This window comes from Paenibacillus sp. FSL K6-2859, from assembly GCF_038008265.1.
GTDB classification, from domain to species: Bacteria; Bacillota; Bacilli; order Paenibacillales; family Paenibacillaceae; genus Paenibacillus_AQ; species Paenibacillus_AQ nitricinens.
This window is the reverse complement of record NZ_JBBOYU010000001.1, coordinates 4,749,170-4,772,869: the sequence shown is the minus strand read 5'-3', so window position 1 is coordinate 4,772,869 and position 23,700 is coordinate 4,749,170. Positions and strand designations below refer to the sequence as shown.

26 protein-coding genes are annotated in these 23,700 nt (G+C 45.0%); all 26 read left to right on the top strand.

What is annotated here, in order from left to right; all coding sequences use genetic code 11:
* Positions 1–16 precede the first annotated feature (16 nt).
* The 26 genes from rpsA (at position 17) to trpE (ending at position 23,663) form a co-directional block, all read left to right on the top strand.
* Complete coding sequence (gene rpsA, locus MHB64_RS21395) at positions 17–1,339, top strand: 30S ribosomal protein S1 (RefSeq protein WP_170880310.1); 1,323 nt, start codon at positions 17–19, stop codon at positions 1,337–1,339.
* Positions 1,340–1,508: 169 nt separating this feature from the next.
* Positions 1,509–2,834: a ribosome biogenesis GTPase Der gene (gene der / locus MHB64_RS21390; protein WP_042190218.1), complete on the top strand. Its 1,326-nt coding sequence runs from the start codon at positions 1,509–1,511 to the stop codon at positions 2,832–2,834.
* 12 nt (positions 2,835–2,846) lie between these two features.
* Positions 2,847–3,464, top strand: a complete 618-nt coding sequence (gene plsY / locus MHB64_RS21385) for a glycerol-3-phosphate 1-O-acyltransferase PlsY (protein ID WP_094870072.1) — start codon at positions 2,847–2,849, stop codon at positions 3,462–3,464.
* A complete protein-coding gene (locus MHB64_RS21380) occupies positions 3,457–4,497 on the top strand; it encodes an NAD(P)H-dependent glycerol-3-phosphate dehydrogenase (RefSeq protein ID WP_094870071.1) in 1,041 nt (346 codons plus the stop codon). The genes plsY and MHB64_RS21380 overlap by 8 nt, the downstream gene beginning before the upstream one ends.
* A 66-nt stretch (positions 4,498–4,563) precedes the next feature.
* Positions 4,564–4,839 carry a stage VI sporulation protein F gene (locus MHB64_RS21375; protein ID WP_076284557.1) on the top strand — a complete coding sequence of 92 codons (276 nt, stop codon included), beginning with the start codon at positions 4,564–4,566 and terminating at the stop codon, positions 4,837–4,839.
* 195 nt (positions 4,840–5,034) lie between these two features.
* A complete protein-coding gene (locus MHB64_RS21370; protein ID WP_094870070.1) occupies positions 5,035–5,214 on the top strand; it encodes a DUF2768 family protein in 180 nt (59 codons plus the stop codon).
* 34 nt (positions 5,215–5,248) lie between these two features.
* The gene (locus MHB64_RS21365; RefSeq protein WP_341135333.1) at positions 5,249–5,617 is read left to right on the top strand and encodes a 2Fe-2S iron-sulfur cluster-binding protein; all 369 of its coding nucleotides are present in this window, start codon (positions 5,249–5,251) and stop codon (positions 5,615–5,617) included.
* A 30-nt stretch (positions 5,618–5,647) separates the two neighbouring features.
* Positions 5,648–6,394 carry a hypothetical protein gene (locus MHB64_RS21360; RefSeq protein WP_256989803.1) on the top strand — a complete coding sequence of 249 codons (747 nt, stop codon included), beginning with the start codon at positions 5,648–5,650 and terminating at the stop codon, positions 6,392–6,394.
* Between the two features lie 233 nt (positions 6,395–6,627).
* Positions 6,628–8,682 carry a serine hydrolase domain-containing protein gene (locus tag MHB64_RS21355; RefSeq protein ID WP_341135332.1) on the top strand — a complete coding sequence of 685 codons (2,055 nt, stop codon included), beginning with the start codon at positions 6,628–6,630 and terminating at the stop codon, positions 8,680–8,682.
* A 411-nt stretch (positions 8,683–9,093) separates the two neighbouring features.
* On the top strand, positions 9,094–10,572 hold the full coding sequence (gene spoIVA / locus MHB64_RS21350; protein WP_094870067.1) for a stage IV sporulation protein A: 1,479 nt from the start codon (positions 9,094–9,096) through the stop codon (positions 10,570–10,572).
* Between the two features lie 375 nt (positions 10,573–10,947).
* Entirely contained in the window at positions 10,948–11,220 is a 273-nt protein-coding gene (locus MHB64_RS21345; RefSeq protein ID WP_036676223.1) for an HU family DNA-binding protein, read from the top strand.
* A 117-nt stretch (positions 11,221–11,337) separates the two neighbouring features.
* Positions 11,338–11,586 carry a trp RNA-binding attenuation protein MtrB gene (mtrB, locus tag MHB64_RS21340; RefSeq protein ID WP_042190204.1) on the top strand — a complete coding sequence of 83 codons (249 nt, stop codon included), beginning with the start codon at positions 11,338–11,340 and terminating at the stop codon, positions 11,584–11,586.
* Positions 11,587–11,680: 94 nt separating this feature from the next.
* Positions 11,681–12,223 (top strand): hypothetical protein, encoded by a 543-nt coding sequence (locus MHB64_RS21335; protein ID WP_341135331.1) that lies wholly within the window; start codon positions 11,681–11,683, stop codon positions 12,221–12,223.
* Positions 12,224–12,314: 91 nt separating this feature from the next.
* On the top strand, positions 12,315–13,208 hold the full coding sequence (locus MHB64_RS21330) for a heptaprenyl diphosphate synthase component 1 (protein ID WP_341135330.1): 894 nt from the start codon (positions 12,315–12,317) through the stop codon (positions 13,206–13,208).
* 3 nt (positions 13,209–13,211) lie between these two features.
* A complete protein-coding gene (locus MHB64_RS21325; protein ID WP_094870064.1) occupies positions 13,212–13,964 on the top strand; it encodes a demethylmenaquinone methyltransferase in 753 nt (250 codons plus the stop codon).
* Positions 13,957–14,832, top strand: a complete 876-nt coding sequence (locus tag MHB64_RS21320; protein WP_042190197.1) for a UbiA-like polyprenyltransferase — start codon at positions 13,957–13,959, stop codon at positions 14,830–14,832. Before MHB64_RS21325 ends, MHB64_RS21320 begins: the two co-directional genes overlap by 8 nt.
* Positions 14,829–15,431, top strand: coding sequence for a UbiX family flavin prenyltransferase (locus MHB64_RS21315; protein WP_042190195.1), 603 nt, complete (start codon positions 14,829–14,831; stop codon positions 15,429–15,431). The genes MHB64_RS21320 and MHB64_RS21315 overlap by 4 nt, the downstream gene beginning before the upstream one ends.
* Before the next feature lie 4 nt (positions 15,432–15,435).
* Positions 15,436–16,296 (top strand): menaquinone biosynthetic enzyme MqnA/MqnD family protein, encoded by an 861-nt coding sequence (locus MHB64_RS21310; RefSeq protein WP_341135329.1) that lies wholly within the window; start codon positions 15,436–15,438, stop codon positions 16,294–16,296.
* Positions 16,293–17,261, top strand: a complete 969-nt coding sequence (locus tag MHB64_RS21305) for a polyprenyl synthetase family protein (protein WP_094876383.1) — start codon at positions 16,293–16,295, stop codon at positions 17,259–17,261. Before MHB64_RS21310 ends, MHB64_RS21305 begins: the two co-directional genes overlap by 4 nt.
* Positions 17,262–17,360: 99 nt before the next feature.
* Entirely contained in the window at positions 17,361–17,804 is a 444-nt protein-coding gene (ndk, locus tag MHB64_RS21300) for a nucleoside-diphosphate kinase (protein ID WP_094870061.1), read from the top strand.
* Positions 17,805–17,831: 27 nt separating this feature from the next.
* Positions 17,832–18,635, top strand: a complete 804-nt coding sequence (locus MHB64_RS21295) for a CheR family methyltransferase (RefSeq protein WP_094870060.1) — start codon at positions 17,832–17,834, stop codon at positions 18,633–18,635.
* 107 nt (positions 18,636–18,742) lie between these two features.
* Complete coding sequence (locus tag MHB64_RS21290) at positions 18,743–18,904, top strand: hypothetical protein (RefSeq protein WP_170880309.1); 162 nt, start codon at positions 18,743–18,745, stop codon at positions 18,902–18,904.
* 213 nt (positions 18,905–19,117) lie between these two features.
* Entirely contained in the window at positions 19,118–20,287 is a 1,170-nt protein-coding gene (gene aroC / locus MHB64_RS21285) for a chorismate synthase (RefSeq protein ID WP_094870059.1), read from the top strand.
* 2 nt (positions 20,288–20,289) lie between these two features.
* Complete coding sequence (gene aroB / locus MHB64_RS21280) at positions 20,290–21,393, top strand: 3-dehydroquinate synthase (RefSeq protein ID WP_094870058.1); 1,104 nt, start codon at positions 20,290–20,292, stop codon at positions 21,391–21,393.
* The gene (gene aroH / locus MHB64_RS21275; RefSeq protein WP_042190180.1) at positions 21,387–21,761 is read left to right on the top strand and encodes a chorismate mutase; all 375 of its coding nucleotides are present in this window, start codon (positions 21,387–21,389) and stop codon (positions 21,759–21,761) included. The genes aroB and aroH overlap by 7 nt, the downstream gene beginning before the upstream one ends.
* A 336-nt stretch (positions 21,762–22,097) precedes the next feature.
* Entirely contained in the window at positions 22,098–23,663 is a 1,566-nt protein-coding gene (gene trpE / locus MHB64_RS21270; RefSeq protein ID WP_280786594.1) for an anthranilate synthase component I, read from the top strand.
* Positions 23,664–23,700: the final 37 nt, after the last annotated feature.

Sequence of the window (23,700 nt, the reverse complement as noted above, 5' to 3'; positions counted from 1 at the left end):
CGAGGAGGCTAATCACATGTCTGAAGAAATTAAAAATCAGGAAGCTACGGAGAGTAATGAAACCGTAGAAGCGGTGGAATCCGCTGTGACAGAAAATAACGGAGCTGTAGAAGAAGTTGCTGCCGTTAACGAAGAAGAAGTGACTAACCAAGCTGACTTGGAAATCATTTCTTTGAAAAAAGGCGATACCGTGAAAGGAACAATCGTCAAAATCGAAGATAACCAAGCTTATGTAAGCATTGGATATAAATACGACGGTGTGATTCCAATTCGCGAATTGTCCGCAGTACAACTGGACAACGCTGCTGCAGCAGTAGAAGTTGGACAGGAAGTAGAATGTAAAGTTGTTAGCATCAACGACAACAAGGAAAGCCTTGTTCTTTCCAAACGTGCTGTTGACAGCGAAAAATCATGGGAAGATCTTGAGAAGTACTTTGCTTCCCAAGAAGCTTTCGAAGTTACTGTGGCTGACGTTGTTAAAGGCGGTCTAGTAGCTGATGTTGGAGCACGTGGATTTATTCCAGCTTCCATGGTTGAGCGTCACTTCGTTGAAGATTTCAGCGATTACAAAGGCCGTACCCTTCGCGTTAAAGTGAAAGAACTTGACCGTGAGAACAGCAAAGTAATCTTGTCCGCTAAAGAAGTTCTCGAAGAAGAGTTCGAAGCTAACAAGCTTAAAATTATGGCTGAACTGTCTGAAGGTCAAATCATTGAAGGTACTGTACAACGTCTGACCCAATTCGGCGCATTTGTTGATGTTGGCGGAGTTGACGGTCTTGTGCACGTATCCGAAATCGCCTGGAATCACGTAGAGAAGCCTTCTGATGTAGTTTCTGAAGGTGATAAAGTACGTGTTAAAGTACTTAAGGTTGATCCTGAAAAAGGAAAAATCAGCCTGAGCATTAAAGCTGCTGCTCCAGGTCCTTGGGACTCTGCTGCTGGCGAAATCAACATCGGTGATGTTGTAACAGGCGTTGTAAAACGTCTTGTGAACTTCGGAGCATTCGTTGAATTGCTTCCAGGTGTGGAAGGTCTTGTGCACATTTCACAAATCTCCCACAAACACATTGCTACTCCACACGAAGTATTGAAAGAAGGACAAGAAGTACAAGTGAAAGTACTGGACTTCAATCCATCCGAGAAACGTGTTAGCCTGAGCATCAAAGAAACTGAAGAAGCTCCAGCACCTACTGCTAGACCTGAACGCAGCAACAGCAGAGACAGAGCTCCTAAAGAAGTATTGAATAACCCTAACGTTTCTCTAAGTAACGAAGGCCTTAGCTTTACGCTTGCTGAACGTTTTGGAGACAAGTTGGACAAATTCAAGGGTAATAACTAATCCTGCTTTTTGAATATACGGGTAAAGTAATCGGCGAGCCCTCGATACGGGGGTTCGCCGATTCTCTTTTTCCAGCGACAGAAAGATTTATTGGAACTAACATGAGTGTTAGCCAATTTTAATGTTTTTTGCTATGATGAGTATCGTAAGGATGACAGGAGGAATGAATATGGCAAGACCCGTTGTGGCAATCGTTGGGAGGCCTAACGTCGGGAAATCGACGATTTTTAATCGGCTGATTGGCGATAGATTGGCCATTGTAGAAGATAAACCGGGGATTACACGTGACCGGATTTATGGTATTTCAGATTGGAACGGTAAGTCGTTCAGTGTGATTGATACCGGAGGTATTGAAATTGATGGAGATGACACGATTCTGAAATCCATCCGCGTTCAAGCGGAGCTGGCGATTGAAGAAGCAGATGTTATTGTATTTATGTGTGAGGCGAAGAGTGGTGTGACGAATTCAGATGAAGAGGTAGCTCAGATTCTGTTCCGTTCAGGTAAACCGATCGTTCTTGCCATCAATAAAGTGGATAATATGAAGCGTGCAGATGATATTTATGAGTTCTATAGCCTGGGCTTTGGAGATCCAATCGGAATTTCCGGTAGTCATGGTACAGGACTCGGTGACTTATTGGACGCTGTTGTAGAACGTCTGCCGGAAAAAATAGATGATGAGTATGATGATGATGTCATTCGTGTAGCTTTGATTGGCCGTCCGAATGTAGGTAAATCCTCTTTAGTTAACGCAATTCTGGGTGAAGAACGCGTTATTGTTAGTGATATTGCAGGTACTACTCGAGATGCTATTGATACGCCTTTTGAACGTGATGGACAACGTTATGTGCTTATCGATACTGCAGGTATGCGCAAAAAAGGCAAGGTATATGAGAACATTGAGAAATACAGTGTTATGCGTGCTATGCGGGCGATTGAACGGGCTGATGTGGTTCTCGTTGTAATTAACGGTGAAGAGGGCATTATCGACCAGGACAAGCATATTGCTGGTTATGCACATGAAGCTGGTAAAGCATCTATTTTTGTTGTGAATAAATGGGATGCCATTGAGAAAGACGACAAGACTATGCAAAACTTCGAGTCTAAGATTCGTGACCATTTCTTGTTTATGAGTTACGCACCGGTTGTCTTCTTGTCGGCTTTAACTAAACAGCGCCTGCAAAAACTGCTTCCAGTGGTTCAGCATGTATCTCAACAACATGCACTACGCATTACTACGCATCTGGTGAACGATGTTGTATCGGATGCCATTGCAATTAACCCTCCTCCAACTGACAAAGGCCGCCGCTTACGTATTAACTACGTAACGCAGGTTGCGGTGAAGCCACCGACGATCGTGGTGTTCGTAAATGACCCATCGCTGATGCACTTCTCCTATGAACGTTACTTGGAGAATAAAATCCGCGCGGCGTTTAATTTCGAGGGAACGCCAATCCGTCTCTTTACACGGCGCAAATCCGAAAACGAAGGTTAGGGGAGAAGAAGTGTGGCGCTTGAACTTCTGGTTATCGTTGTAAGCTATTTGCTTGGTTCTGTCAGCTTTAGTGTGCTGTTCGCCAAGCTGCTAAAGGGAATTGATATCCGTCAATATGGGAGCGGCAATGCGGGGGCTACCAATACACTGCGTGTACTGGGAAAAGGCCCTGCGATAGCTGTGCTAGTTCTGGATGTACTGAAGGGTGTTGCCGCAGTTTGGTTAGGAACTTGGGTAGGCGGCTGGGGAACCTGGGTTGCTGCTCTTTGCGGAATCGCTGCCATTGTCGGACATAACTGGCCGCTTTACTTTCGTTTCCGTGGGGGAAAGGGCATCGCTACTACGATCGGTGTTATGGCCACACTGTGTTTATGGCCTGCACTGCTCGCTGGTGCTATCGCCATAGGATCTATCTTTATCACTCGTTACGTATCACTTGGCTCGTTGATTTTTGTCGCGCTGACACCAGTCTTTCTATTGTTGACAGGATTTACACAGCCTGTGCTCTGGACCAGTATTATCATCGCGGTTTTTGCCTTCTGGCGGCACCGGACGAACATTGTTAAGATTGTAGAGGGCCGTGAGAACAAGATAGGCTCAAAAGTAAAAGGAGGGAATCGTGTTGTCTGATAAAGTAACCGTACTAGTAGCGGGGAGCTGGGGAACTGCGCTGGCAAGTGTGCTGGCTGCGAATCACTCGGAAGTTTATCTGTGGACACGTAACTCTGATCAAGCTGCCGAGATCAATGGTTCTCATATCAATAATAAGTATTTACCTGGGATTTCCCTGCCCGCAAACATCATTGCAACCACCGATATGGAGACCGCAGTTTCCGGTTCTAAAGCGGTTGTAATTGTAGCCCCATCTTCAGGTATGCGACAGGTTGCTCGCAGTCTGAAGCCGTTCTGGAAGGATGAAATGCTATGCGTTCATGCTACGAAGGGCTTTGAGACTGAAAGCAAGAAACGGATGTCGATCGTTATTGCTGAAGAACTCGGCTGTGACGAAGGGCAGATTGTCGTTCTCTCCGGACCGAGTCATGCAGAGGAAGTAGTTCGCCTGTGTCCTACTACAGTTGTTGTGGCTTCACCTGATGATAAGCGTACTGCTGAAGCACAGGAATTGTTCATAAACAATGATTTTCGTGTATATACGAACCGTGATCAGGTAGGAGTAGAGCTTGCCGGCGCACTAAAGAATATTATTGCACTCGGTGCAGGTCTATCCGATGGTCTTGGATTTGGGGATAACGCTAAGGCGGCGCTTCTGACACGTGGTCTGGCCGAGATTTCCCGGGTAGGAGTCGAGCTTGGAGCGAATCCATTGACCTTTGCAGGGCTTGCAGGTGTTGGCGATCTTGTAGTGACTGCTACGAGCCAGCACAGCCGTAACTGGCGTGCTGGCTTTATGCTCGGGCAAGGAAAACCACTGGATGAGGTGCTGGAGTCGATGGGAATGGTTGTCGAAGGTATTCGTACCACGGAGGCTGCTTATGCCATTTCCATCAAGCTAGGGGTCCAAATGCCTATTACAGATCAAATTTATCATGTTCTTTTTAAAGGTAGAAGTCCACGTAGTGCTGTTGAAGCTCTGATGGGCCGTGATCGTAAACCTGAGCTTGAGGCGATTTCTCAGGAAACTTGGGAGCAGTGGCATTCCTGATCCTGTTCACCTTTTTCCGCAAATTCTCATATGTTGTATTGGGGATTGACGGAGGAGGGATGAAAAGTGAGCAGAGATTTTTCCAAGGATGCATTGAACGCCATTAACAAAAAGGCGGGCAAGAACATTACGGAAAGTGCCGTCAAAAAGCTAGCCAGTACGGTCAAACCAGGAACTACGCAGAATGAAGCCCAGCTCCGCCAGTTAATTAAGCAGGTGTCATCGATGGCGAAAGTGCCGGTCAGTGAAGCTACTGTGCAGGAAATTGTTAATGCCGTCAAAAAAGGCGGTGCAGGTTCCGGCACAATGGAGTCTTTAATGAAAATGATGCTTAAAAAATAGCTTTAGGTTGGGTGAGCAAAAGATTCAGAATCCATGAGATTCTGTTATCTTTTGCTCTTTTTTTATTTATTGGTAAACTCTCACAGCTAAAATATCTTAATAATAATATATAAAAAATGATGTTTTTTTACAGAATAGGATAAGGTCATGATATAATAATCCCTAATATATTACAGGCGAATGGGGGCTTTGACCTTGGATCCGATGACAAAAATGTGGTTGTCCCTGATTGCAATGCTGATTATGGGACTGTCTGTATTTCTAATAACTTTTGCTCGGAGCAAAACAAAGGGACTGCTTAAAGCACTGCTGTCTATCCTTGCGTTTATCATCATGTTAGTTGGCCTATTGGGCGGAGTTGTTTCGATTATGTAAGCAGTTACATAATGTTAAGGAAGGAAGTAACATCATGAAATCGCAAAATGGCGTCACCGTTATATTTCAACCTGAAGGTCGTAAAGCTGTGGTAAATCGCGGTATCTCGTTACTGGAAGCAGCTCGTAAAGCCGGAGTGACGATAACCACACGCTGTGGAGGAAAAGCAGGCTGTCTGATGTGCAAGGTTAAAATTGCGAATGAAGAGGCCACAGCGCTGAGACCGCCAGGAGATATTGAACGACGTAAGCTTGGAACTACGTTAGAAGAAGGAGTGCGTCTGGCCTGTCAGGCTACCGTATGGAGCGATGTGACCGTTCAGGTGCCAGAAGATCCACTTAAGGCTGCTGTACGCCGTAAGCTTGAAGCTGCGCGGCGTGGGGAAGAAGATGAGCTGTGGTAGTGTTAGATTGTCACCGTGGGAGGGACTCGGTTGGAGTTTATACGCAGAAAGAAGAAACTAAAGGCAGGAGCAAGACTTTTTCTAGTAGTGGTGTCAATCACTCTTACTCTTTCGGGATGTCTGTATCCCGGAGAAGAAAAGCGTGCTAGCGTTAATTATCGAGAAAGTGTTAAGCGGATACAAGCCGCCGTTGATGATTTTCAACAGGAGGAAGGTGTGCTTCCGATCCTTAATGCGGATGAAGCCACTCCAAGATATGAGAAGTTCCGGATAGACCTAGGCAAGCTGAACAATAAGGGATATTTGGATGATATTCCGGCTACGGCTTTTGAACAGGGCGGAAGTGCTTATTTTCTTATATTGAATGAGGAAAGCGATCCTGTTGTTAAAGTTATGGATCTTGTTACCGTCCAGAAGGTGAATGATGTGCAGCGTCAGATAAATCGTTATAAATCAGCTCATGACGGCTCTTTGCCCGTACTTGATGAGCTATATCCAGGAGTTTACACCATTGATCATAAGAAGGCAGGTACAAGCTCCATATCATTAACTAGCGTCTATTCCGGTCAGAATCTTGATTTCATTATGGATAAGGCTGGAACGGTCTACGTAGATTATGTCTTTGATATTATAGCTGCCATCGAAAAGAATGGTGGAGAACATGACGAGAAAAAGGACCTGCGACTGGATTTGGAGGAAGCTTCGTATTACGTGCCCGTGAAGTCTTTACCGTATCTATGGATTAACAATCAGCCGGTTCCGCAGCCTCCTAGCTAAAGTTAAAGAACGCCTAATACTTCGGATATTTTCGGAAGTATTAGGCGTTTTTTTGTGTCTTAACAGAAGCTTAACGGTCTGTTATAAATCGCAGATGGAATTAAGGCTAAGTTCAATAGCACGTAAGACTCGAATGCTAGAATGAAGGTAAGAAAGGAGATTCAGTTCAGGCTAGAGATCAATCATGAAAAATTCGTAATCATTCAAAATTAGTGAAAAAGGATGTTGATGACATGAAAAAAAGATTCATATGGACGCTTTCAGCGGCATTACTCCTGACCCAGCTTATTCCAATAGGCGCGATGGCTTCCAACAGCGTAGTTGCGGTTTCTTCTAAACCGCTAGAGAAGCTCGCTTCTGAGAAAGCAGCGCTTCTAACTGAACAATATGGGATAACCAGCGTGCAGTATGCCTTGATCGACAATGGAGTGATCAAAGTATCGGGACAATCAGGAATTAACGACATAGAAGGAAAAATCCCTTTAACGAAGGAAACCATCTATGGTATTGGCTCTACGAGCAAAATGTTTACCGCCTCAGCAGTCATGAAATTAGTGGATGAAGGTAAAATCAATCTCGATACACCCGTTGTACAATATATTACGGATTTCGTGATGGAAGATGATCGTTACAAAAAGATTACTCCGCGCATGTTGTTGAATCATTCATCAGGTTTTCAAGGTTCGACTTTAGCTAGTGCATTTCTATTTGATGATCCAGATACTTACGTACACGATACGCTGCTAGAGCACTTGTCTACACAGAAATTAAAGGCAGAACCGGGAGCTTTTTCAGTGTATTGCAATGATGGGTTTACCCTCGCAGAAATTCTTGTAGAAAGAGTCAGTAAAATGACTTTCACGGAATTCATTCATCATAATTTTGCTGTACCTATGGGTATGAACCATACCATGACGCCACAAGACAAGGTAGATTCAAGCAAATTTGCAGGTCTTTACTCTCCTGCCTTCGAGGGCCAGCTCCCGACGGAGACGACCAATGCTATTGGTACAGGCGGAATCTACTCTACTGCTGAGGATTTAGTCCGATTCTCGGAAATCTTTACTGGGAAGCGAGCAGATGTACTCTCAACCAAATCAGTACAGGCCATGGAGCAAGAAGAGTATAGAAAGGGATTTTGGCCCAAAGATGACGGGGATAATTCTGCTGACTACGGACTTGGTTGGGACAGTGTACGATTATTCCCTTTTAACGATTATGGTATAAAAGCCCTTGTTAAAGGAGGAGACACACAGATGTATCATTCCTCCCTCGTCGTGCTTCCAGAACAGAATATGGCTGCAGCAGTCATTTCCTCGGGGGGGAGCTCCGTAATTAATCAGCTGCTGGCAAGTGAACTGCTCCTTCAGGCGATGAAAGAGAAGGGCGCAATTAAAGAAATCAAGCCAGATAAATCATTTGGCAAGCCAGTTAAGGCTGACATGCCAAAAGACCTTGTGAAGTTCGCAGGTTATTACAGTGCGCTTAGCAGCCAATGGAAGGTAACTATTAAAAACGGGGAACTTTTTTTATCAGGAACGACTGCCCCGGAACAAAAATTTATTTACACCACAGATGGAACTTTTGTTGATGAGGAAGGCAGCACAAAGATTAATTTTGTTAAGGAAAGTAACGGACGGACTTATTTGTGGATGAGTCAGTATATTTCGGTTCCTGAATTAGGCCAGCTTGCATTTTCTGAATACAAGGCGGAGAAATTGGAAGTTGCAGCACTGAATAAAGAAACCGCAGATGCGTGGGCAAAAAGAGAAGGTAAGTCATACTATCCAGTCAGTGAGAAATTCAGTTCCATCACCTATATGAACATGATTAGGCCAACAATACAGACAAGCGAAGGTTATTTCAGAGATATGAAGATAACAGGTCCAAATACGGCTCAGAGCCAGCACCAAATTCCTGGCATCGCGGGCCGAGATACATTGGATATTCTTTTCTATGCAAAAGAAGGCACAGAGTACTTTAATGCGGCTGGAACCTTGTATATGAGTGAGGACGGCGTGAAGCCGCTGTATAAAGGCAAATCGTCGATAACTACGATACAGGCGGATGGTTATGCTAGATGGTTCAGCGTTCCTGAAACAGCAGCTGGAAAGAAAATGGTAGTCAAGATGCCAGCAAAAGGGGCTTTTACGGTATACGATGAAAAGGGTGCCCTCGTAAATAACACGGTCATAAGCAGTAAAAATGAAGTTGTACTGCCTGTGAAGGGCTATATTGTATTTGCCGGGAATGCCGGATCTTCTTTTGGTATTACCCTAGTGAAGTAGTGAGTAGAATGAAAGCATTCTAAGCTTCCAAATATTCTATAATTTTCTTCATGCATATCCACTAAAATAGTTCTATCAATGAATCCTACCTCATATGATGAATGAGTAAGCTTCCGGGCGTCCGACGCCTTGCGGCGCGCACACTTAACTTTTTTGAAATTACATTGCAAATTGCGCGATTATGGGTCATAAATTCGTTCCGGATACATATGATGATACTAGTCCAAATGCATGTCCGAGCATTCGGAGTTTAGCGCGGGGCCAGTACGTCCCGGTCGAAAGCAGCTAGGCTTCGGGCGGGCATACGATAAGTCCGGTGGATGTCCTGCAAGGGTCAGATTACCGGCGGAACGCGAAGTCGATGCTCTTCAGGCATTTTTTCTTCGGAGTAATATGAGGAGGGGATCTCTTTTGGAAAAAGTGGATATTTTCAAGGACATTGCCGAGCGTACCGGCGGAGACATTTATCTTGGCGTCGTCGGCGCGGTTCGCACGGGGAAATCGACATTTATCAAGCGCTTCATGGAAACAATTGTCCTGCCTAACATCACGAATGAGGCAGATCGGGTAAGAGCTGTGGATGAGCTTCCGCAAAGCGCAGCAGGCAAAACAATTATGACCACTGAACCTAAGTTCGTGCCTAACAGCGCAGTCCAAATCAAGGTTGCGGAAGGGCTTGAGGTTAATGTTCGACTGGTAGACTGTGTGGGTTACGCTGTAGAAGGCGCTAAAGGCTACGAGGATGAGAATGGACCAAGAATGATCTCTACACCTTGGTTTGAGGAGCCAATTCCTTTTCAGGAAGCGGCAGAGATCGGGACCCGTAAGGTCATCCAGGAGCATTCAACGCTTGGTGTTGTAGTAACAACAGATGGTACGATTGCAGAAATTCCGCGGAACTCGTACGTGGACTCTGAAGAACGCGTCATTGCAGAGCTGAAGGAAGTGGGTAAGCCATTTGTGCTGGTCATTAACTCGACTCGGCCGCGCAGTGAGGAAGCACAGCAGCTCCGCAGTGAGCTAGCCATCAAATACGATATCCCTGTCATGACGCTCAGCGCAGCAAACATGACTGAAGAGGACGTAACCGGTGTACTTCGTGAAGTATTATACGAATTCCCTGTTCATGAAGTGAATGTGAACTTGCCGAGCTGGGTCATGGTGCTTGGAGAGAATCATTGGCTGCGTAGTAGCTATGAAAACTCCGTTCGCGATACGGTAAAAGACATTCGCCGCTTGCGGGATGTTGACCGGCTCGTATCTCAGTTCACAGAGTATGATTTTATCGATAAAGCTGGCCTAAGTGGTATGAACATGGGTCAGGGTGTAGCAGAGATCGATCTGTATGCCCCAGAAGAGCTGTATGATCAGGTTCTGATGGAGGTAGTAGGGGTTGAAATCCGCGGTAAGGATCACTTGCTCCAGCTGATGCAGGAATTCTCACACGCGAAAAGAGAGTACGACCGTTTCTCGGAAGCTTTAGAAATGGTCAAGACTACCGGTTATGGTATTGCTGCTCCTTCGCTAGCTGAAATGGCGCTAGATGAACCAGAGCTGATTCGTCAAGGCTCTCGCTTCGGGGTTCGCTTAAAGGCCACCGCGCCATCAATTCATATGATTCGTGTTGATGTTGAATCTGAATTCTCACCAATCATTGGTACAGAGAAACAAAGTGAAGAGTTGGTTCGTTATCTGATGCAGGATTTCGAGAACGACCCGATTAAGATTTGGGAATCCGATATTTTTGGGCGCTCCTTGCATTCCATTGTGAGGGAAGGTATACAAGGCAAGATCGCGATGATGCCGGATAATGCACGCTACAAATTGCAAGAAACGCTTGGCCGGATCATCAATGAAGGCTCAGGCGGGCTTATTGCAATTATTCTCTAACTTAAATTTAAGCAGATTGGAAGAGTGGGAGAGATCCCACTCTTTTTATGTGTAAAAATAATGAAACTTGATTCCTAGTTCCTATAATAACGGTGAATCTGACTCAATTTATTTCTGAAAAGAAGAATTAACCTGGTCTTATAGGTCTATAAAATTAGATAGCAATTGGATGTTTATGCAAGTGTAGATGATAATTTCTACTCCTTTTTTGTCTAACTGCTTGAATTTATGGATGGGCTGTATTACTATAAGTTTGTTGCGCTTCAAGGTCTATGGGCGCCAGTGTTCAGTAATAAACGGGATTATCACGTATATTTTACGTTTAAACGGAAACAGTGTATGATACCGGAAATTTACTCAGGGAGGTGAGAAAACATGAATAAATCTGATTTGATCAATGTAGTTACAGAAGCAACTGAACTTCCCAAGAAGGATGCTACTAAAGCTGTAGATGCGGTTTTCGAAGCAATTACAGAAGCGCTGCAAAGCGGTGATAAAGTACAACTGGTTGGATTCGGAAACTTTGAAGTGCGCGAACGTTCCGCACGTAAAGGCCGTAACCCACAAACTGGTGAAGAAATCGAAATTCCTGCAAGCAAGGTACCGGCATTCAAACCTGGTAAAGCGCTGAAAGACGGAATCAAATAAAGATTTCTACATATCAATCCCATAGTCTTTTTAAGTAACAACTATGCCGCCCTCCAAGGCGGCATTTGTTTTTTGGAATAGCATGGGTTGTACATTAGGTTTAGAGGAGGATCAGCGATGACGGATAAAAATACGAGCGAAAATCCGCTTCCGACAGGTAGCGACTATATTGTGGTGAAGGCTAAAGAAAATGGCGTTCAAGTCATTGGGCTAACTAGAGGTACGGATACACGCTTTCATCATACAGAGAAGCTAGACAAGGGTGAGGTGTTGATTGCCCAGTTTACCGATCATACCTCAGCAATGAAAATTCGCGGAAAAGCTGAGATTTTAACGAAACACGGACAATTGGAAAGCGAAAGCTGAAAAGCAGGCATAGCCTGCTTTTTTTCAAAATATAGTAAGGGTGAATGATCATATCCACAAAAAAGTGGGTACTATGGATAAGGGGGGCGTGTCCATGAACAAAGCCTGGTTGATTGGTGCCGTATTACTCTTGACTGCGACCTCTGCTATTATTTTGCCGAAACTGGCAGACTTAGACTCATCCGTACAGCAGAGAAATGGGACAGTGGAGACTTTTACCGGCAACCATAACACAGTGCTTGACAACGACAATCTTGTTGATGTTCTGGGCGCTCTTCCGTTGACCTTACCCATAGATAGCGTAGGCTGGGAAGATCATGTTCTGTCACTGGATCTGAAAGTGAGCGGGAACGATCATGAACCTGAGGAACTCTATCAAAATATGGCTCAGGCTATATCCTTTGCCATTCAAGAAACCTCGAATGTGGATCAACTTCTACTTCGCATTGTGGTAGAAGATAAATGGCTTGGTAGCCGCCGGCTGCTGTTAGCCGGGGATATCAGACGTTCTGAGTGGTCTTATACGCTGCAAGATGAACTTCAGTCTGCGGGTAATCATCCTATATCGGATCGTCTCAAAACGGACTTCCGCATTAGTGAAACCGAGCTCTGGAAGAAACAGTTCATTTATCCTTGAATGGATTAAAAGAAACTCAGGCGTACCACAGTGCGTGACAAAAAAACATGTGATATAATAGACAAGATTGTGAACAAAATGAATTATTATTATGTCAATGGCTTCGGAGGCTGAAATGAAACCGTACTGCATACCGCAACTGGCTAAACCCTACACCGACTACGACATGATTCAGAAGCATACGGATTTGCCGCCGTTTTCTGATGGCCGGGGTCATTTGTTATATATTTTTCTAAATCATGCTTCTTCTGCAAAAGGAAGTGCCGGAGAGTTGTACACGCTTGTGACAGCGCTTGTTCAACTAGGTCTGGATACGCATGAGGTCATTGACCGTTCGAATGATAGACGGGGGGGAGACCCTATGCGTTCCCGTCAATTGAAGGTACTGGCTGGCGATTACTTCAGTAGCTGGTTTTACCATTTGCTTGCAAAGAGTGATCAGATCGAGATGATTGGAATCTTGAGTAAGGCGATTGCAGATTACAATGTCTTGAAAGCGAATCTCTACGTGAAGATGAGAGGCATACGTCTTTCGGCTGAACAATACTTGCGGCACATGGTACAGCTGAATATGCGGCTGTTCCTTTCTTTTACGCCTATGATTGAGAACTCCTTAGTGGAGTTGTGGGAGAAACTGCTGGCAGAATTCAGTCAGTGTGAGACCGTTGCTATTGAGCTTCTTCGTAGTGATAATCCTGCGAATGCAGGGAATGGTTATTGCTACTGGAAGATGATGGAGACTGCAACGGAGGAAGAACGCAAGCAACTTCAAGACCTGAACCTTGATCAGAAGGAATGGAAGATGCTGAAAATGAAATATAAATGTGATTCGCAACTGACGGACAAGCTTCATCAATCGCTTCAGTCTATTCAGGGACTATTGCAAAGCGTTAATGACGAGAGTTTACTTAGAGAGCTAGAGATCGCGCTGGATCGTTTTCTCCTGCAGATGAAGGTCACAGGACAAGCAGCCGTGGAGGGTTAAGGGATGACTATGGAAAAAACGACAACTGCTGTAGGTGACAACAGCAAACCAAAAGAGCAGTTTGTACATTCCGTATTTGAGAGTATTGCTGGAAAATACGATTTGATGAATGACATCCTAAGCTTTCGCCGCCACAAGGCATGGCGTAAATTCACGATGAAGAAGATGGGGATGAAGCGCGGGGATTCGGCCGTTGACCTATGTTGTGGAACCTGTGATTGGAGCATCGCTTTGGCGGAAGCCTCGCAGACTGGCAATGTAATCGGACTGGATTTCAGCGCAGGTATGCTTGAAGTAGGTCGCCGCAAAGTGGAAGAGCGCAAGCTTCAGGATCGTATTTCCCTGGTGCAGGGCAATGCTATGGAACTGCCTTTTGAAGACAATGCATTTGATTATGCAACGATTGGATTCGGACTACGCAATGTGCCAGATCCTGTTCAAGTGCTTAACGAAATGAAGCGGGTAGTAAAACCTGGTGGAATGGTTGTATGTTTGGAGCTATCCAAGCCGATGAAACAGCCGTTTAAAGGTGTATATTTCTTTTATTTCCAGCGTGTGCTTCCATTGCTTGGTAAGTTATTCGCGAAAAGGTACGAGCAATACAAATGGCTGCCAGAATCGTTGGCAATGTTCCCAGACCGGGAGCAACTGGCCACTATTTTCCGTGAAACCGGACTTCAAAAAGTGGAATCCTTTCCCTTGACCGGAGGCATCGCGGCATTACATATTGGGCTCAAGGAGAACGGGAATGTTTAAGAAAATCGGTATCTTTTTACAAATGATTAAGTTTGAACATACGGTATTTGCTTTACCCTTTGCCTTTATGGGTGCTTTACTGGGATCCGTTGTCATGAATGATAGCCTCCCATCCTGGAGTCAAATTGGCTGGATTGTAATCGCTATGTTTGGAGCACGCAGTGCAGCTATGGGATTGAATCGATTGATAGACCGAATCAGTGATGCCAAGAATCCACGCACAGCGGGAAGAGCGATTCCTGCGGGGTTACTTAAGATCGGTGAAGTTGTCATTTTTATAGGCATTTCGTTTTTCTTGCTCTTTTGGGCAGCCTTTAAATTAAATCCTTTGTCAGCTAAACTGTTACCTATCGCTGTATTTCTTCTTGTTATCTATTCATTCACTAAGCGCTTTACATGGGCATGCCATCTTATCCTCGGCCTCACCATTGCGCTTGCACCGCTGGGCGGCTGGGTAGCTGTGACCGGTAGTGTGAATTGGACTTCAATGGTATTTTACTTCACAATAGTGTTTTGGACGGCTGGTTTTGATGTTATATACTCTTGTCAGGATGTTGAGTTTGATCTTAAAGAGGGCTTGAAATCCATTCCGGTGCGGTTTGGGGTTCAGGGCGCGCTAGTTATTGCTCGCGTGTTTCACATTCTCACGGCGATTGGATTCGTATCGCTGTTGTTTTTGACGGATTTAAGCTGGTGGTATGTAGCAGGTATGATCCTCGCTTATATTATTCTTTTTTATGAGCATTATATCGTATCTCCGAGTGATCTCAGTCGGTTACAGACAGCTTTTTTCACTATGAACGGCGTGCTGAGCATCGTGGTGTTCTCTTTCACTTTGATTGACTTGGTGGTGCATTTCAAAAAATGACGCTTACTAAACCGAAAAACTTCGTGGTTGGAATTACAGGGGCAAGCGGTGCTATCTATGGTATTCGTCTGATCGAAACGTTGCTATCGCTGGGCTACTCCGTTCATTTGGTCGTAAGTAATGCGGGCTGGCGCGTTTTTAAAGAAGAACTAGGTTATATCGCATCAGACCGGGAAGGCTTTTTGAACGAAAAGTTCAAAGGCTATCCCGGTTCTCTACTTTATCATCCTGTCGCTGATATCGGTGCGTCTATTGCAAGCGGTTCGTTTCGTGTGGAAGGGATGATTATTATGCCTTGTTCCATGGGAACATTGTCTGCGGTTGCTAATGGAACCTCCGACAATCTGATGACTCGTGCTGCTGATGTTATGCTTAAGGAAGGGCGTCCGCTGGTCCTTGTTCCTCGTGAGACACCTCTGCATGCTATTCATCTTGAGAATATGTTGAAGCTGTCCCGTCTGGGGGTTCGGATCATTCCGGCAATGCCGGCGTTTTACTTTGGGCCACAAAGTATGGATGATCTGATTAATTTCATGGTGGGTAAAGTGCTTGACAGCTTTAATATTGAACATCAATTATTTCGCAGATGGGGGGATTGAAAGGATGGAGAATAACAGCCACACCATCATAGGCAAAATCAGCTATACTAACTCATGGCCGGTATTTCACAATTTTCATCCCTCTGCACTGAAATATCCGGCAGAGATGGTGAGTGAGGTACCTGCCATTCTTAATCAGGGGATGAGTCGTGGAACGATTCATGTGGGTGCATTATCCTCTTTTGCGTATGCTGAAGCCAGCGATAAGTTATTGCTGTTACCTGATTTATCGGTAAGTGCGGACGGTCCTGTGAGGTCAATATTTCTTTTTTCTCGGGTGCCTCTTGCACAGATAGGTTCCGGCACGATGGCTGTTACGAACACTTCTGCAACATCGGTAAATTTGCTGAAAATTTTAATGGAAAAGGCTTTTGGCAATAAACCAGAATATATTAGTGCTAATCCTGATTTGAATGCCATGATGCATCAAGCAGATGCCTGCTTACTCATTGGTGATCATGCGATTAAAGCCTCTTGGCAGGATCAAGGGTATATCGTTACGGATCTGGCGGAGCTTTGGAAAGAATGGACGGGCTTAGGGATGACCTTTGCAGTCTGGGCAGTGAATCGAAAAGCTGCGAATGATAAACCGGAAGCCATTGCGGAGATTGCAGAAGCTTTTGCTGAGAGTAAACTGCGGGGGCTAAGTGATTTAGATCCTATAGTACTTGCAGCCTGTACGACAATTGGAGGGACTAAGTCTTATTGGGAAGGGTACTTTCGCAATTTATGCTATGATTTTGGAGAAAGGCAGCAGAAAGGTCTGAACCTCTATTTCCGCTATGCCTATGAGATGGGTCTGCTGCCGCAGGCAGTGAAGATGGAGATTTGGAGTCATAAACTGTTGACACGGGTGAAAGAATGAAACGACTGCAAATATTCGGATTACTGAACAGAGACATGGATCAGATTGAAAAAGATTTGTACCGTAGCGTACAGGGTGATGACGACCTACTAACTGAGACTTCTCTGCATTTATTAAAAGCTGGCGGTAAAAGATTGCGTCCCGTATTCGTTTTGATGGGTGGGAAATTTGGTAAGTATGATCTTGAGAAGCTGAAACGTGTGGCGATACCGCTAGAACTCATTCATAGCGCTTCACTAGTTCACGATGATGTCATTGACGATGCAGAACTGCGCCGAGGTGAACTTACTGTTAAGGCCAAATGGGGCGATAAAATTGCCATGTACACCGGTGACTACATATATGCGAAAGCACTGGTGATGACGACGGAGCTGAAGAATCCGCGAATTCATCAGATTTTGTCCAAGGCCATGATTGAAATGTCGATCGGAGAGATGGAGCAGATTCGTGACTTCTTCAACAGTGAGCAAAGTGTGCGTCATTACCTGCGGCGGATTCGCCGCAAAACAGCGCTGTTGATTGCAGTCAGCTGCCAATTGGGTGCACTTGCTGCTGAAGCTGAACCAGAGGTGGCTCGTCTACTTTATAATTATGGATATAATGTAGGGATGGCCTTCCAGATTCGGGATGATTTACTTGACCTCTCAGGCACCGAGAAGCAAATCGGTAAACCTCCAGGTAGTGATATGCGGCAAGGGAACATCACCCTCCCTGTCATTTATAGCCTGGAAGATGAAAGATTGCGAGCTCCGCTTCTTGAGGAGTTGAAGTCTATTCGTGAAGGGCACAGTACAGTAGGGCGTGCTATTGATCTTATTCTTTCTGGAGACGGAATTGCCCGTTCTGAGGAGTTGGCTTCGCGTTATATCGCGAAGGCACTTGCTGCGCTAGATCAGTTGCCTAACAACAAGACTAAGCGTAATCTGCGCGATATTGCCTTTTTTGTAACAGGCAGAGCTTATTAGTATTTTGGTGATCGTGAAATTAAACGTTTCCAGAAGGCGCGGTTTCTGTTAAGATAGCGTCAAAACAACCCAGCTAATGGGAAATTGGAGAGTGCCTCTATGGAAAAGACGTATCTGATGGTCAAACCGGATGGAGTACAACGTGGATTAATTGGGCGTATTGTCTCACGCTTTGAAGATAAGGGCTTTAAGCTGGTCGCTGCAAAGCTGATTACAGTCAGTGAAGACCAAGCAAAAAGACATTATGCGGAGCATGCTGGCAAGGACTTTTTTGCAGAGTTGGTTTCTTTTATAACTTCAGGTCCTGTGTTTGCAATGGTATGGGAAGGTGATGATGTTGTAGCATTATCCCGTACGCTCATTGGTAAGACGAAGGTAGGAGAAGCCTTGCCGGGTACGATTCGAGGCGACTTTGCCAGCCATACACCGCTTAATTTAATTCATGGATCTGACTCGCCTGAAAGTGCAGAACGAGAAATTGCTAATTTCTTTACTCCAGATGAATTGAATCTTTATAACAAAGAGATCGCAGTCTGGATGTAGGAGCCAAGCGGGAGGCGGGGGATTAACATGTCTGATCGTAATGTTGCAGCATTAACAGCAGATTCAGATTACATCGGGTTTATTCATCATGTTAAGCAAAGCACCGGAATTGATCTGGCTCAGTATAAAGAAGCGCAGATGAAGCGGCGTTTAACGACTCTTCGTGTGAAGAATGGATATCAAACCTTTAGTGATTTTTTTGCCGCAATGATGAAGGACAAGGAATTATTTTATGAATTTTTGGACCGAATGACGATTAATGTTTCCGAGTTTTGGCGGAATCCGAATCGGTGGGAAGTACTGCGAGATATCATTCTTCCTGATTTGCAACAATCTGGCCGCAGATTGAAACTGTGGAGCGCTGCATGTTCCACTGGAGAAGAGCCCTATACGCTGGCTATGATTTTATCGGATAAGAATTTATTGGGACAGACTGGCATTCTGGCTACGGATATTGACGACGGTGCGCTTTCTAAAGCAAAGCAAGGTTTGTATCTGGAACGTTCTTTGAAGGATGTGCCTAATGATGTTGCTGCGCGTTATTTTAAACCCGAGGGTCCATTATTCAAGGTTAGCGACACACTTAAGAAAAACATAGATTTCCGTAAACAGAACCTACTGCTGGACAAGTTCGATGAGGGTTTTGATCTTATCATTTGTCGCAATGTAATGATCTATTTTACTGAAGAGGCGAAGAATAAGCTCTACCATAAGTTTTCGGCTAGTTTACGTCCAGGCGGGTATTTGTTTGTAGGCAGTACAGAGCAGATCTTTACGCCAGCGCAATATGGCTTTGAATCGACGGAAACCTTTTTCTATCGTAAAAAATAAATACTTCTTGCTCCTTCATCTGTGTACTTTTTTAGGTATACTTTCGCTATCGTTCAGTGATACTGGGTAGTAGAATCTGTAAGCTAAGCGAAAGGATCGTTAAACTGATGGACAAAAGCAAGGTCATTGCCGCGTACAAACGAGGCTTTATTACCGTTCGTGAGTGCGGGCAAATTCTCGGTGTAGAAGAAATGCAATTGAAGCGCCTTCTGCAACTGGAAGAGCGTAAGTCTACATTTCCTTCAACAAGTCAGCGGATCGGAAGCTAACAATTGCCGGACCGAGCCGAGGAGCGCCATTTATACTCTATTGAGTATGAATGGCGCTTTTTCTTTAAGTCAAAGCGCATTCATTTTGCCGCGAATGGAGTCATTTTGGGAAGATCCCTTTCTTGTCAAAGAGGATTGCCTATACTATAATGAGCAAAGATCATTAGGATTTTAGCGGTTTACAGTTTAAAAGTATAAAAGGGGGAACGCAGCATGAGTTTGCGCTATTTAACAGCGGGGGAAACGCACGGCCCCCAGCTTACGGCCATTATTGAGGGATTGCCAAGTAATTTGACATTGGATTTTGAAGAGCTTAATTTTCAATTACAGCGTCGACAAAAGGGTTATGGACGCGGACGTCGCATGCAGATTGAGAAAGATACGGCACAAATTGTAGGTGGAGTGCGTCATGGCTATACTACAGGTGCTCCAGTAGCCTTGATAGTAGAGAATAAAGACTGGACTCACTGGAAGAACATCATGAATATCGAGCCTATTCCTGGCAGTGACGAAGAAAAACGCCGCGTAAATCGGCCGCGTCCTGGCCATGCAGACCTGAATGGCGGATTGAAGTACAACCATACGGATCTTCGTAACGTACTGGAACGCTCCAGTGCTCGCGAAACAGCAGCCAGAGTCGCATGTGGCGCTGTAGCGAGACAGCTGCTTGCAGCTTTTGGCGTGAAGGTAGCAGGGCAAGTTATTCGTATCGGTGAAATTGAAGCGCCTGCTAACGATCTGCCTATCGATGAGCTGATTGAGCGGACAGAACAGTCCTCTGTCAGAGTTGTCGACAAAGAAACAGAACAGAAGATGGAGGCTTACATAGATCAGATTAAGGAAGAGGGCGACTCCATCGGTGGAATCGTTGAATGTATCGTCGAAGGACTTCCTGTCGGACTTGGCAGTTATGTACAGTCTGACCGGAAGCTTGACGGAGCAATCGCTGGGGCGGTAATGTCGATTAATGCATTCAAAGGCGTTGAAATTGGCATTGGGTTTGAAGCTGGCAAATTGCGTGGATCGCAAGTCCATGATGAAATTATGTATGAAGCTTCTAAAGGATACTACCGTGCAAGTAATCGCTTAGGTGGTTTTGAAGGTGGTATGACTAACGGCATGCCTGTTGTAGTTCGCGGTGTCATGAAGCCGATCCCTACCCTTTATAAACCGCTTCAAAGTGTGGATATCGACACCAAAGAACCATTTACAGCGCAAGTCGAGCGTTCGGACGCTTGTGCGGTTCCAGCGGCATGTGTTGTTCTGGAGAACGTAGTGGCTTGGGAAATCGCAAAAGCATTCCTTGATAAGTTCGGTGGCGACTCCCTGGAAGAAATTAAAGCGAACTATGAAAATTACCTATCACAGCTGGAGAGTTACTAATTATGCGTACAATTAATGTAGATTTAGGTGACCGTTCGTATCCTATTCTTATCGGTAGTGGATTACTAAAGGACATTGCCCATTATTGTGCTGAGGCCGGATTTTCGGAGCGTAGTCCACTGTTAGTAGTGAGTGATACTGAAGTAGCACCAAGGTACCTGCCAGCTCTTGAAGAAGCTTTGCGTTCTCACGGTTATACAGTGGTTAGTCACATAATGACGGCAGGTGAAGCCTCTAAATCATTAGCCGTGTATGAAGAAGTTATGACAACCGCGATTCAAGCTGGATTAGACCGCAATTCAGCGGTTTTAGCTTTAGGCGGCGGAGTGGTTGGCGATTTAGCAGGATTTGTAGCAGCAACCTATATGCGTGGAATCGGGTTTTTGCAAATTCCGACGACGATTCTAGCTCATGATAGTAGTGTGGGTGGTAAAGTGGCTGTCAATCATCCATTAGCCAAAAATATGATAGGGGCCTTCTATCAACCGTCAATGGTACTCTACGATTTGGACACACTACGTACTCTTCCAGCACGGCAAGTTTCATCAGGTCTGGCTGAAGTGGTAAAGCACGGTCTCCTCGTGGACAAAGAGTTCGCCTATTGGTGTCGTGATCATGCCGAAGAGCTGCTAGCGCTGAATGTCGAAGCCTTAGGTTATGCTTTAGAGCGTGGCTGTGCAATTAAGGCAGATGTAGTGGCGAATGATGAGCGTGAGCATGGACTTCGGGCGATATTGAACCTTGGACATACGATCGGACATGCCATTGAAGCCGTTGGTGGGTACGGTGTGTTTCTGCATGGAGAAGCGATTGCGATTGGGATGGCGGGTTCAGCGCTATTGGCTGCGAAGCTTGGGCGGGATGCTTCTATTTATGAGGATACTGTATCTATGCTGACCGCGTTGTCACTGCCTGTACGGCTTCCTTCCGAGTATGATGAAGATGAACTGATGGACGCTATGATGCATGATAAGAAATTCAAGGAAGGCAAGATGACCTTTATCGTGCCTGATGCCATAGGCTCTGTAAGCATTGTGAACGATGTGCAGGAGTCGCTTGTGCGAGAGGTTCTCGCAGAGCTTAAGAAGGAGGGAAGACCGTGGTAAACCGAGGAATTCGCGGAGCAACAACCGTGACTAAGAACGAAGAGGCAGAGATTTTACGTGAGACCGTTATACTGCTGCGGGAGATCGTAGAACGTAATGATGTTATCGCTGAGAATATAAGCAATGTCTGGATTACGATGACCAATGATCTGGATGCTACATTTCCTGCAAGAGCTATTCGTGAGATTGAGGGCTGGGAAATGGTTCCACTTATGTGTTCAACGGAAATCCCGGTTAAAGGAAGCTTGCCGATGTGTATCCGGTTGATGGTACAGATTAATACAGATAAATCGCAGCGTGAGATTCGCCACGTTTATCTGAATGAGGCTCAGAAGCTACGTCCGGATTTATCAGAGAGTAAGTCTTAAATTGTAGTTGTGGGTTGTCAATGACCCTTGTCATCATGTATAGTGTAGTTAGCCGAGTATAGAAGAGTTTAGTTTAGTTGAGATGAGTATAGTTGAGCAGAGTGCGAGAATTTTTTTTAGATTAGCATGTACCGTGTAAGCAGAGTCTTTATTTTGATATGCACTGAAGTCATTTATCATCAGTGAAATATCTTATTTAGGGATAAGTCTGTAGACACTACATAATAATGCTGATCTATGCTCAAAAACATATACTTACTAACACAAACCCTCTACTTCGGTAGAGGGTTTTTTTGTATTTCGGAACCATTCATATATCTAAGGGGGCATCTAACAATGACGAATCCAAGTGTTCAAGAGGTGATAAAGCTATCGCGGGATTATAATCTGATTCCTGTTGTAAAGCGACTGCTCGCGGATATGGAAACACCTATCCGGTTATTCCAACGTTTCGCTGAACGTGATCGCGCGTTCTTGCTCGAAAGTGTAGAGGGTGGAAAACAATGGGCACGGTATTCGTTCATCGGTAGCGATCCCTTTTTGATGATATCCGGTAAAAAGGGTGCAATTAACGTAGAAGTCGGCGGAGAGAAGAAGCAACTATACGGAAAGCCGATTGAGGAGCTTAAAGCGTTACTCCGTTCATACCGTAGTCCTAAGCTTGACGAAATGCCTCCATTTACTGGAGGGGCTATCGGATTTTTCGGATATGATCTGCTTCAGTATTATGAGAAGTTACCTCAGCATCCTGTGGATGATCTCCAAATGGATGATATAAGATTTATGTTTTGCGATCGGATCATTGTTTTTGACCATGTGAAGCAACAGATTCTGCTTGTTGGTAACCTGCATGTAAAAGACGGAGATACAGATTCGGATATCCGATCCAATTATGAAAGCCTGAGTCGTAAGCTGGAGGCAATGGCCGAAGATCTGCAAAAAGAAGGCCCTAAGGAAAATGTGAATCGCCGCAGCATTCCGCAGGATATCGAGCTTGGAGAGATTCATTCTAACCTCACTAAAGAGCAGTACATCAACAATGTAGAACAGGCGAAAGAATATATTCGCTCAGGCGATATTTTTCAAGTGGTATTGTCACAGCGGTTGCATATTGAAACGGAAGTTTCTCCATTGCATGTATACCGGATGCTCAGAACTCTTAACCCCTCTCCTTATATGTACTATTTGAAAATGGACGAGGAGATTATTGTTGGCACATCACCTGAAGCGCTCGTAAAGGTGGATGGAAATCGTGTGGAAACAAGGCCGATTGCTGGAACTAGACCAAGGGGTGACAGTGAAGCATCAGACCGGGCGTATGCTGCCGAGCTCTTGGAGGATGAAAAAGAACGTGCGGAACATTTGATGCTTGTTGATCTGGGTCGTAATGATCTAGGGAGAGTATCCAAATTTGGTTCAGTAAAATGTGATTCCTTTATGGAGATTGAAAGATACTCCCATGTCATGCACATGGTCTCGAATGTGTCAGGCACGCTCAGTGAGGATAAAGATTTCTTTGATGCTTTCCTCTCCTGTCTGCCAGCCGGTACCGTCTCAGGTGCTCCTAAGCTGCGGGCCATGGAGATTATCGCTGAACTTGAACAAGAGGCACGTGGTGCTTACGCTGGGGCTATTGGCTATCTGGGATTCTCAGGAAATATGGATTCATGTATCACCATTCGTACCATCATCTTCCGGAAAGGTCGTGCGTACGTACAGGCCGGAGCAGGTATCGTTTGGGATTCGGTTCCCGAGAAAGAGTATGAAGAAACGGTGAATAAGGCGAAGGGCATGCTGAAAGCTATTCGTATGGCAGAAGCTATGTTTCCATCCGAAGTGAAAGAGAAACAAGTTATCAACCAAGATTATATGTACGAATATACCCCTGAACAAGTGGTTTGATTTATATAGTAACTCATTAAGGCTGGGAGGAAGAACA